General features: G+C 74.0%; 10 protein-coding genes. 7 read left to right on the top strand and 3 right to left on the bottom strand.

Annotated features, from left to right (window positions below; translation table 11 throughout):
• Positions 1–147, bottom strand: a 147-nt coding sequence (locus tag ABT092_RS28125) for a siderophore-interacting protein (protein WP_502968522.1), incomplete at its 3' end; no start/stop codon positions are given.
• Between the two features lie 68 nt (positions 148–215).
• On the opposite strand from ABT092_RS28125, the gene ABT092_RS28120 reads away from it, so the two are divergent.
• Complete coding sequence (locus ABT092_RS28120) at positions 216–434, top strand: hypothetical protein (RefSeq protein WP_351248759.1); 219 nt, start codon at positions 216–218, stop codon at positions 432–434.
• A 16-nt stretch (positions 435–450) separates the two neighbouring features.
• Here ABT092_RS28120 and ABT092_RS28115 read toward each other — a convergent pair whose 3' ends face one another.
• Together ABT092_RS28115 and ABT092_RS28110 are read right to left on the bottom strand one after the other, a co-directional pair.
• Positions 451–1797 carry an ABC1 kinase family protein gene (locus ABT092_RS28115; protein ID WP_351248757.1) on the bottom strand — a complete coding sequence of 449 codons (1347 nt, stop codon included), beginning with the start codon at positions 1795–1797 and terminating at the stop codon, positions 451–453.
• A gap of 72 nt (positions 1798–1869) precedes the next feature.
• Complete coding sequence (locus tag ABT092_RS28110) at positions 1870–3132, bottom strand: ThiF family adenylyltransferase (protein ID WP_351248755.1); 1263 nt, start codon at positions 3130–3132, stop codon at positions 1870–1872.
• Between the two features lie 452 nt (positions 3133–3584).
• On the opposite strand from ABT092_RS28110, the gene ABT092_RS28105 reads away from it, so the two are divergent.
• The 6 genes from ABT092_RS28105 to ABT092_RS28080 all read left to right on the top strand — a co-directional run bounded on the left by ABT092_RS28105 (position 3585) and on the right by ABT092_RS28080 (position 10482).
• Entirely contained in the window at positions 3585–4181 is a 597-nt protein-coding gene (locus ABT092_RS28105) for a M48 metallopeptidase family protein (protein ID WP_351248753.1), read from the top strand.
• Between the two features lie 214 nt (positions 4182–4395).
• Positions 4396–6069 (top strand): TerD family protein, encoded by a 1674-nt coding sequence (locus tag ABT092_RS28100; RefSeq protein ID WP_351248751.1) that lies wholly within the window; start codon positions 4396–4398, stop codon positions 6067–6069.
• A 128-nt stretch (positions 6070–6197) separates the two neighbouring features.
• A complete protein-coding gene (locus ABT092_RS28095) occupies positions 6198–6830 on the top strand; it encodes an AIM24 family protein (protein WP_351248771.1) in 633 nt (210 codons plus the stop codon).
• Positions 6831–6845: 15 nt separating this feature from the next.
• On the top strand, positions 6846–7604 hold the full coding sequence (locus ABT092_RS28090; RefSeq protein ID WP_351248749.1) for an AIM24 family protein: 759 nt from the start codon (positions 6846–6848) through the stop codon (positions 7602–7604).
• A 347-nt stretch (positions 7605–7951) separates the two neighbouring features.
• Positions 7952–9124, top strand: a complete 1173-nt coding sequence (locus ABT092_RS28085) for a methyltransferase (protein WP_351248747.1) — start codon at positions 7952–7954, stop codon at positions 9122–9124.
• Positions 9125–9243: 119 nt separating this feature from the next.
• On the top strand, positions 9244–10482 hold the full coding sequence (locus ABT092_RS28080; protein ID WP_451362852.1) for a lipid II:glycine glycyltransferase FemX: 1239 nt from the start codon (positions 9244–9246) through the stop codon (positions 10480–10482).
• Positions 10483–10598 lie beyond the last annotated feature (116 nt).

Genomic DNA, 10598 nt, shown 5'->3' with positions numbered 1-10598 from the left:
CCCGTGCACGACGAAGTCGATGGCCAGTTCGCGGGTCTTGGGGTCCCAGGCCCGTACCGAGTAGGTGCGGGTCACGGGCCACTGGGTGCGGGGGACCCGCCCCCACGGGCACTTCCGTGCATCCCAGCCACCACCGACGAACCCCACCGGCCCCCACCACCAGCCGGCCCCGCCCGCCGAACCCCAGCACCCCGCAACGGAGATACCGTCGCCCGGTGAAACGTCAGCGCACCGACGCACCCGACGACCCGACGGACCCCAGCACCCCGGACCCCGACCACCCCACCCACTGCGACCGCTGCGGCACCACCGAGGGCGACCCGCACACCTGGACCTGCTCCGTCGAGAACCACAGCCGCCGCTACTTCTGCGTCCGCTGCGCCCGGGACAACCTCCGCTCCATCGAAGGCCGCCTCGACTCGCCCTGGTGGTGAACCGCCCACCCCGCGATCACCCGACGCCGCCCCCCTCCCCACCCGGCAGGAACCCCGGCAACCACTCCTCCAACTCCGCACGCAGCGGCACCCGGGCACCCAACTGGCACAACACGCCGATGGTGCTCAACGACACCCGGTGGATCAACAAGTACTCCGGCGGGAGGTTCAACCGCTTGCCCAACTGATAGGCAGGAGAACGAGGGTCCGCGATCCGCATCGCCTGTGCACGCATCCACTCCCGAGTGAAGGTGAACTCCTCCACCTCGGCAGCCTCGATGATCGGCAACAGGTAGTCGAGCACCGCATGCGGATCGAGGTCCACCCCCTCCTTCACGAAACCCGTCTCGCACAGCGCCGCGTACACGGCCTCCGCCTCACCGTCCAACGTCCGCCGCAAGGACTCACCGATCGTCACCGGCAACCCCCCGGGCAACCGATCCACCGTGCCGAAGTCCAACACCCCCAGCCGCCACCCCCCGTCCCCGTCCGGCAACAGCCGGAAGTTCCCCGGATGCGGATCCGCGTGCAACAAGCCCGTACGCGCCGGACCCGAGAACAGGAACCGGGCCAACAACTGCCCCGCCCGATCCCGCTGCTCCACCGTCCCCTCGTCGATCACCCGAGCCAGCGGCACGCCCTCGACCCACTCCGTCACCAACACCTGCTCGCACTGGTGCACCACCGCCGGCACCAGGATGTCCGGATCACCCGCGAACTCCTCCGCGTGCACCCGCTGCGCATGCGCCTCCAGGCCGTAGTCGAGTTCCTCGGCCACCCGGTCCCGCAACGCGGCGACCAACGGTTTCACCTCGATGCCCGGCAACAACGGGCCCAACAACCGCGCGAAACGTCCCACCTGGGCGAGATCGGACAACAGGGCCTCGCCCGCGCCCGGGTACTGGACCTTCACCGCGACCTCGCGACCGTCCCGCCAGACCGCACGGTGCACCTGACCTATCGAGGCCGCAGCCGAGGGCTTGTCCTCGAACTCCGCGAACAGCTCGCGCCAGTCCTCGCCCAACCGCTCGGCCAACACCCCGTGCACCGTACGGGTGGGCATCGGCGGAGCGGCCTCCTGAAGCTTCGTCAACGCGGCCCGGTACGGCCCCGCCACCTCCTCGGGCAGCGCCGACTCGAAGACGGACAGGGCCTGCCCGAACTTCATCGCCCCGCCCTTCAACTCGCCCAACACCTTGAACAACTGGTCGGCCGTCCGCTCCTGCAACTCCCGCCCCACCAGCTCCGCGGACTTTCCGCCGATGCGTTTGCCGAGCCCCCAGGTCGCGCGCCCCGCGATGCCGAGCGGCAACGCGGCCAACTTCGCGGTTCGGGTGACCGCCTTCCGAGGAAGATCAGACATGCGCCCCTCCAAGTCCCTGACCGCCGTGCCGCGTACGGCGGTGACGGAAACATTCTGTCGTGCCCCGCGAGCTCATTCGGAGCGGTACCGGACATCGGCGCCACGACCGGCCGCCCCGCACGGGCACCCCGGATGAGGACGCAACGGACGAGCACACCAGGCCAACCGGGGGAGCGCGGCCTCCCACCGGACACCGGCGCTCGCCGGAACCGTCCCGTCCAACAGGGCCAGGGCGTGCCCGGCCGCGAACCCGGCGACCGCGGTGGCCAGTGTCACCTCGCAGGGCGCCACCCCGGGCCGGTTCCCCGAGCGCCACTGCGTCAGCAGCCGCGGCCACACCGGATCCTCGTCGGTACGGGAACGGAACAGACACTCGGCACAGGCCGTACGCCCCGGGAGCACCAGGGGGCCCACGACCGCCGTGCCCTCGACCACCCCCGCGTACAACTGCGGCACACCGGCCGCCATCAGGTCCTCCACCGCGGCCGGATCGGGGGCGTACGCCTCCAGACCGCCACGCGGCGCCAACACCGCGAGGGCCAGACGGGGCTCCGCCGCCGAGACCTCGGACGGACCGGCCGGGCGCTCCGCGGCGGGCCCGCCGGCGGAGCCGGTGGAAGGGGTGGAGCCGGTGGAAGGGGCGGAAGGGGCGGAACGAAGCGAGCGCCGTGCGCGCGGCGCGCGATCCGGCGCGGCCTCGTGCACCAGACGGCGCACCGAACGGTCGCGCCGTTCCCCCACCGCATCGGGACGGTGCCCGCCCGGGGCCACCTCCCACGGTTCCACCCGACCGCCGTCCCGCACCTCGACCGCCCCCACGCCGGCCGCCGCCAACAACGACGCGATCACCGCCCCCGTCCGGCCCGCGCCCCGCACGTGGACGCGGGCCCCGGCACGTGCCGCCAGGGCACCCAGCGCCCCACCCGGCTCCCGGGCGGTCACCGTGAGCGAGGCGTGATCGGCGCGGAGGCGGTCCACGGCACGGGTACGCCGGCGCAGCGCCTCGACCTCGGGGCCGCCCGCCGTCGAGTCGTCCAGCAGCCCGGCCCCGGCGAGCCGCTCGACCACGGCGTCCGCCCGCGCACCGGACAACCCCACCCGCCCGGCCTCCTCCCGCAGGAGCGCCCGGCCCCGGGTGCCGTCGAGGAGCTTCAGGAAGGCGGAGGTCGCGGCATCCAGCGGCCCGAGCGTCACGGCGTGCGCCGGAGTGACACCGAACTGAACGGTGTGAAGATCGCGCCACGCACGCCGGAGCGCTGGCTTCAGCAGCGGATGAGCGGGGGAGACCGCGGCGGAGGGACGACGGGACGTTGCGCAGGACCGCGTGGTGGACAAGCCGACTCCTAGCACGGTGGCGGGCGGACGGACAGACGATGGAACGGGAACGGGAACGGGCGGAGGCGGGGGAAGGAGGAAGACGGGCCGGGGTGACGGGGGGGCGACCCGGTAGGGCGGGGACGGCGTTCCGGGGGCCCCTCCCCCCACCCCCCCGCCCCCGCCCCACCCCTCCTCGTGTGGTCCGGGCCTTGGGCGCGCGGTGGTGCGCGGCCGGACCGGTCGGGTCGACGCGGTCGGTTGGGCCCGGACCGTACTCCGTCACCGGCGGAGACCCCCGTGCTCCGCCGGTGACGTCGTTGGTTCGATGATGGCGGAGTCGGTCGGGGGATGCGGAAAGTTATCCACAGGGGGGCTGATTCTTCATACCGGCTCGGCTTTGCGGGGGTGTGTCGACGCGGAACGGATCGGCGGTCGGGACTTCTCACAGGTGCAGCGGGTAACGTCGTAGCGTGCCAGCGGATCCACTGCACAGTGCCGGACCGTCCCAGCGCCCCTCGACGAATGCGTCGTCCGGTGGGGTGCGGACGAGTGCGGTCGAGGTGCGCCGCAGTGCGCGGCGGCGTCGTACGGTCTCCGCCTACCGCGAGGGCGATCGCACCGTGGTGCTGATCCCCGCCCGGATGTCGGAGGCCGAGGAGCGGCGGTGGGTGGGCGTGATGCTGGACAAGCTCGCCGCGCAGGAGAGCCGGCAGCTGCTGGGGGACGCGGAGCTCGTCCAGCGTGCGGAGCGTCTGTCGGCCCAGTTCTTCGGGGGGCGGGCGCTGCCGTCCTCGGTGCGTTGGGTGACGAACCAGAACACCCGCTGGGGCTCCTGCACCCCTTCGGAGGGCAGCATCCGGTTGTCGCACCGCCTCCAGGGGATGCCCGAGTACGTGGTGGACTACGTCCTGGTCCACGAGCTCGCACATCTGTTGGTGCCGGGGCACGGGCCGGAGTTCTGGCGGTTGCTGGAGGCGTATCCGAAGACGGAACGGGCGCGGGGGTACCTGGAGGGGGTGGTGGCCGCGGACCGGCTGCCGTACCGCCCGGTGCCGTCCGGGGGCTGAGGCGTTCCGCTCTCGGGGCGGGCGGGCGGGCGGGCGGGTAGGTCGGCTCCGGGTGTCCGGCGGGTCCTCGGCGGGCGGTCGGGGATGCGCCGGTGGTGGGGGTTGGGGCGGGTGGGGGTTGTGTACCGGGTCTGTACCGGAACGCTCCGGTGTCGGCATCAGCGGTTAGCCTGGCCGACGTACTCGTATCCGGGATGGGGGACGGTCGCAGCGCATGGCCAGGGAATTCCAGCGGGGCCACAAGGCCAGGATCGGTGATCTCACCGCGGGGACCGATCTCTACGTCGGGGTGCAGATCGCGGCGCCCGGGCTGACCTTCGACATCAGCTGTTTCGGGTTGGACGCGGACGACCGGTTGTCGGACGACCGGTACTTCGTCTTCTTCAACCAGCCCAAGAGCCCGGAGGAGTCGATCCAGCTCCTGGGCCCGCAGGCCGGGGACACGGAGTCGTTCCGGGTCACCTTGGAGCGGATTCCGCCGGCCGTGCGCCGGCTGACGTTCACGGCCACCGTCGACGGCGTCGGGCAGATGTCGCAGATCGCTCCCGGCTACCTGCGCATCGTCGCGGGCGGTCAGGAGGTGGCGCGGTATCCGTTCGACGGTGCGGAGTTCACGACCGAGCGCGCGGTGATGCTCGGGGACCTGTACCTGAAGGACGTGTGGCGTTTCGCCGCCGTGGGGCAGGGCTTCGACGGCGGTTTGGACGCGTTGCTGCGCAACTTCGGTGGTGAGGTCGCCGAGGAGGAGCCCGCCGCTCCGGAGCCCGTGCCGGGTTTCGCGCCCCCGGTGAAGGAGGCGGCGCCCGTGCCGGGTTTCGCGCCTCCCGCTGAGGTGCCGGCGCCCGGGTTCGCTCCTCCGGCGCACCAGGCGCCTCCCGTGGTTCCCGGCCCGCCGGCCGCCGCCCCGCCGCCGCAGCCGGCGCCCCCGCTTCCGCCGGTGCACGGTGCGCCGACGGTGGCAGCGCCGCTGCCCGCGCCGTCGGCGCCGCCGCCCCCGGGGTACGGCCAGCCGGCCGCGCCACCGGCTCCGGTGCCCGTCGCCCCGCCGCCGCCCGGTTACGGCGTCCCGCCCGGGGCGCCGACCCCGCCGCCGGGTCACGGCACCGGCCCGTCGGCCGCCCCGCCGCCTCCCGGCGGGTCGGCGGCGCCGACGGCGGGCCAGGCGTCCGGCTCGTTCCCGGCGGCGTCCTTCGCCGTGGGGTCGACGACAGCCCAGCCGCCGGTCCCGGAGGGCGTGGCCGCCGGGCTCCAGCGGTTCAACGAGTTGGCGACCGGTCAGCGGTGGACGATGCAGAACGAGAAGCTGGTCCGGGTGGACCTCGCCACCGGCGGCGGTCCGGTGCTGGCCCGGCAGGGCAGCATGGTGCTGTACCAGGGGAAGGTGGACTTCGGCTACAAGAGCGCCGGGTTCGTGGGCCGGGTCGTCGGCAACGGGACGGGCCAGGAGATGCAGCTGATGCGCTGCACCGGCAAGGGGCAGGTCTTCTTCGCCGAGGAGGCGTCCCACCTGCACACCGTGGAGTTGCAGGGGGACGCGGTCTGCGTCTCCGCCGAGAACGTCCTCGCCTTCGACGAGGCGCTGCACTACGAGGTCCGTCGCATCGAGGGCCACGGCATCCCGGGCGGGGCGCTGTTCACCCTCCAGTTCCAGGGCACCGGCACCCTCGTCGTCAAGACGCACGGTGCTCCGGTGGTGCTGCCGGTCACCCCGAGCACGTTCGCGGACTGCAATGCGCTGGTGGCCTGGTCCGCGGGTGCCCAGGTGATCGTCACCAGTCAGGTCCGGCTGCGGGCGAACCGTTCCGCCGGGTCCACCGGCGAGGGCGTGAACCTCCAGTTCCGGGGCGCGCCCGGCAACTTCATCGTCGTCCAGCCCCACGAGGTCTGAGGGAGCCCGTCATGAACCAGTACTCTCCGGGCTTCGCCCCGGTCCCCGGCCCCGGTGGCCCCGGCTTCCCCGGGGGTCCCGGCGTGCCCGGCGCCCCCGGTGCCGTTCCGGCCCCCGCGGGCGTCCGCATGGAGAACCACGGCAAGCACCTGGTCAAGGTGGCCCTGCGCAGCGGGCAGGACGTGTACGCGCGTGCGGGTTCGATGGTCGCCTACGACGGTTACGTCCAGTACGACGGCAGCCCGCCGGCGCTGCGCCAGCAGGCCCGCGAGTGGGCGAGCGGGGAGGGCGCGCCGCTGATGCGGTGCTTCGGCGACGGGCTGCTGTACCTCGCCGACTACGGGGCCGACGCCGTGGTCCTCAATCTGGGCGGGGACGCGATCTCCGTCAACGGGAGCAACCTCCTCGCCTTCGACGCGCACCTCCAGTGGGGCGTCGAGAAGGTCAAGGGGTTGACCCGGTTCGCCGGTCAAGGCATGTGGAACGTGACGGTCGGCGGCCAGGGCTGGGTGGCGCTCACCTCGCGCGGCACCCCGATCGTGGTGGAGTGCGGTCGGGGCGAGGACGAGACCTACGTCGACCCCGATGCGCTGCTGGCCTGGTCCCCGAACCTGAAGGTGAAGGGCAAGCGGAGTTTCAAGGCCGGTGCGCTGGTCGGTCGGGGCAGCGGCGAGGCGTTCCAGATGGCGTTCTCCGGGCAGGGCATCGTCGTGGTGCAGCCCAGCGAGGACAGCACCGACCGACTCCGTATCCGGGGCTGAGGGGAAGCGAAGACCATGCAGAGCCCGCTTTTCGCCTATGCGGACAACCAGACCGCGGAGCGGTTCTCCCTCCAGAACCCGCAGTTGCTGCGGGTGGTCCTCCAGGGCCGGGACGACGTGCTCGCCCGCAAGGGGGCGATGGTCGCCTACCAGGGGACGATCGAGTTCGACGCCGAGTACCAGAGCGGTCAGGAGCGCCGTCGACGCCGGGAGACCGGCGAGGGGCTGGAGCTGATGCGCTGCCAGGGGGACGGGGTCGTGTACTTCGCGAACCTCGCGCAGTACGTCCATCTGGTGGACGTGGACAGGGACGGTCTCACGGTCGACAGCTCGTACGTCCTGGCGTTGGATTCCTCGTTGAACCACCAGGTCATCGAGGTGGACAGCCAGTACGGCATCTCGGGGACCGGGAAGTACCAGTTGAACATCACCGGCCGGGGCAAGGTGGCCCTGATGACCTCCGGCGAGCCGCTGCTGCTCCGGGTGGGCCCGGAGTCCACCTCGGTGAACGTCGACGCGGATGCGGTGGTGGCCTGGTCCACGGCCCTGCGCGTGCAGATGCAGGCGCAGACCCAGTCGGCCACGGTGTGGCGCCGGCGGGGCAACACCGGTGAGGGGTGGGAGCTCGGCTTCCAGGGCCGGGGACAGGTCCTGGTCCAGCCGAGCGAACTGCTGCCGCCGCAGAACGCGCGGATCGGTTCGGGGGCGGCCGCCCAGTTCGGCATGGGGGCCGGTGGCGCCCGTGGCCACAACCGCGGCAACGACTGGAGCTGACCGCCCCGCCGTGGTGCGGACGGCCCGATCCGGCCGTCCGCGGAACCGGGTTGCCGGTGCCCGGGGGACCGTGGGAGCCTCGGGTCCGCCCCGTGGTGCGTCGTGCCCGGCGCTCCGGGGCCGTTCTCCGCTTCCGGTGAAAGGTCCGGTGGTCGTCGTGCTCGGCACGGTTCCCGGCATGGTCCTCGGCGACTGCTCCGCTCGCGCTTCGACGCGGGAGCGGTAGCCCCTTCCGACCCGGGTGCTCCCCGTGCCGCGCCGCGGTGCGGGGCGTCCTGCCGCCTTCCTGTCGCTCCTCGTCGAAGTGCTCTTCGTGCCCCCGCACGTTCGCTCACGAGGAGTACGCGATGTCCACGATCCGTTGGACCGAGACCGACACCCCCCGTTCCGCCCGTTGGCACTCCGAGAACGGGACCCCGCCGCCCCGCCGGGTCCTCGTCGTGGACGAGGGCCTGAACGCCGCCACCGCGCACCGGCTGGCCTGTGAGGGGACCGCCCTGTTGTGGCGCGGGGACTTCCCCCGCGCACGGCGGCTCCTGGAGGCCCTGGGCCGCCGGGTCGACCGGAAGCCCGCCCGGTGGGGCGAGGACGAACCGGCCGCCTCCTTCCACCTGCACCGTCGGACCCGCGGCCACCGGGCCCGGGTGCTCGGCAAGCTGCTGGTGCCGGTGGACGCCGATGCGGGCGGCCACCGACTGGACGTGCCCAGGGCCCCCGACGTGCGCCGGGCGTGCGCCGAGGCGTACGGCCCGCCGTCCGGGCCGGTGGTGGTCGCCCTCGCCGAACTGCTGGGCGTGCTCGGGGCGCACCAGTGGCGGACGAAGGGCGTGCACGTGCCGGCCCTCGGGGCCCGCATCCACCCGCACTACGGGGTGTTCTCCCCGGTCCGGGGCGAGTACGTGGACCTGGTCGCCCGGGCGCCGCTGCCGGTGTCGGCGGGCCGCGGCACCGCCTACGACCTGGGGACGGGGACGGGCGTCCTGGCGGCGGTCTTGGCGCGCCGCGGGTTCGACCGGGTGGTGGCCACGGACATCAGTCCGCGGGCGCTGGACTGTGCCCGGGACAACGCGCGCCGGCTGCACCTCGCCGACCGCGTCGACGTCCTCGGACCCGGGCTCTTCCCCGACGGCCGGGCCGACCTGGTGGTGTGCAATCCGCCGTGGGTGCCGGCCCGACCGACCTCCGCGTTGGAACGCGGCGTCTACGATCCCGGCGGCGGCATGCTCCACGAGTTCCTGGCCCGGCTCGCCGCGCACCTCGTCCCCGGCGGGGAGGGCTGGCTGGTCCTGTCGGACCTCGCCGAGCACCTCGGGCTCAGGACGCGGGCCGACCTGCTGGCCCGGGTCGCGGCGGCGGGGCTGCGCGTGGTGGACCGGATCGACACCCGGCCACGGCACTCCCGGGCCCGGGACACCGCCGACCCCCTGCACCCGGCGCGGGCCGCGGAGGTGACCTCGCTGTGGCGGCTCGCGGTCGACCGGGGCGGCGCCCCCGGCCCGGTCCACCGGTCCGGCCGTTGACCGCGGGCCGGGGCGACGGTCATCGTCCCGTCACACTCCCCGCGCGCCACGGTCACCTGCGCCTGTGAGCATCCTGCCGTCCCCGGCACCCCCGCCGGGGGCGGAAGAGAGGCCATTGCGTGTCTGCCGTCCTCACCCCGCCCGGCCGGGACCTGCCGCGCCCCCGTCCCACGACGCACGGCCCCGCGGCGCCCGTCCGGCTGGCGCCCGTCACCGCGGCCCAGTACCGCGCGTTCCTCGCCTCCCGCGCCGGCGACGCGCTGGGCGCAGGCTTCCTCCAGTGTCCGTCCTGGGCGCACGTCAAGCAGCAGTGGCGGCCCCTGCTGTTGGGCTGGGGCCCGGACCCGGCCGCCGGGCTGCTGCACGGGGTGGCGCTCGCCCTGCTGCGCCAGTTCCCCGGCACCCGCAAACACTTCGCCTACCTGCCCGAAGGGCCGGTGGTCGACTGGTCCGACCCCGACGTCGACGCCTGGCTCACCCCGCTCCTGGAGCACCTGCGGCAGGCCGGTGCCTTCGCCGTGCGGATCGGGCCCTCGCCCGCCCACCGCCGGTGGAGCGCCCCCAGCCTGAAGGCGCGCACCGGGCCCGGGGCCCGCCTCGGGGACGTCCTCGACTGCGAGGTCGACCCCTTGGGCACCGCGGTCGCCGAGCGGCTGCGGGCCCGTGGCTGGCACCGCTGCGGCGAGACGGGGCCCGGCTCCCGGTCCGCCGGGGCGGGCGGCGACGGGGACGCGCAACCCCGGCACGTGTTCCGGTTGCCGCTCGCCGGACGCACCCCCGAACAACTGTGGGCGGGCCTCAACCAGGAGTGGCGGCGCAACGTGCGCCGCGCCCAGAAGTCCGGGGTGGAGGTCGTCGTCGGCAGTGCGGCCGAACTCCCCGAGTTCCACCGGCTGCTGGGCCTGACCGAACGCCGGGACGGGTTCCGCCTCGGCCGGGGCCTCGACTACTACGAGCGGCAGTACGCGGCGCTCAACGCCGAGGAGCCCGGCCGGATGCGGCTGTACCTGGCCCGGCACGCGGGGGAGGTCCTCGCCGCGCACACCCTGGTGACCGTGGGCCGCCGGGTCTGGTACCAGACGGGGGCGTCCGCCGACCACCGGCGCGAGGTACGGCCCTCGCACGCCCTCCAGTGGCGGATGATCCTCGACGCGCACGCCCTGGGCGCCGGGGCGTACGACATGCGCGGGGTGCCCGCGACGCTCGACCCCGAGGAACGGTCCTTCGGGCTGCTGCGGTGGAAGCTCGGCACCGGAGGCGAAGTCGTCGAGACGCTCGGGGAGTGGGAGCGTCCGCTGCCGGGCACCGCCAACCACGCCCTGTACCGGGCCTTCCAGACGTACCTGGCCCGACGGTGAGCGCCGTCCCGCTCCGCGTCCCGGACGGCCCGCCCACCCGGGAACCCTCCCGCCAGGAGCGCGCCGAGTCCCCGCGCCGGCGGGTGGACCGTCGGCGCGCCCCCTCCGTGGCGCGG

It is taken from the genome of Streptomyces sp. NPDC002490 (assembly GCF_040296045.1).
Taxonomy (GTDB): Bacteria; Actinomycetota; Actinomycetes; order Streptomycetales; family Streptomycetaceae; genus Streptomyces.
This window is presented reverse-complemented; position numbering and strand designations above follow the sequence as displayed.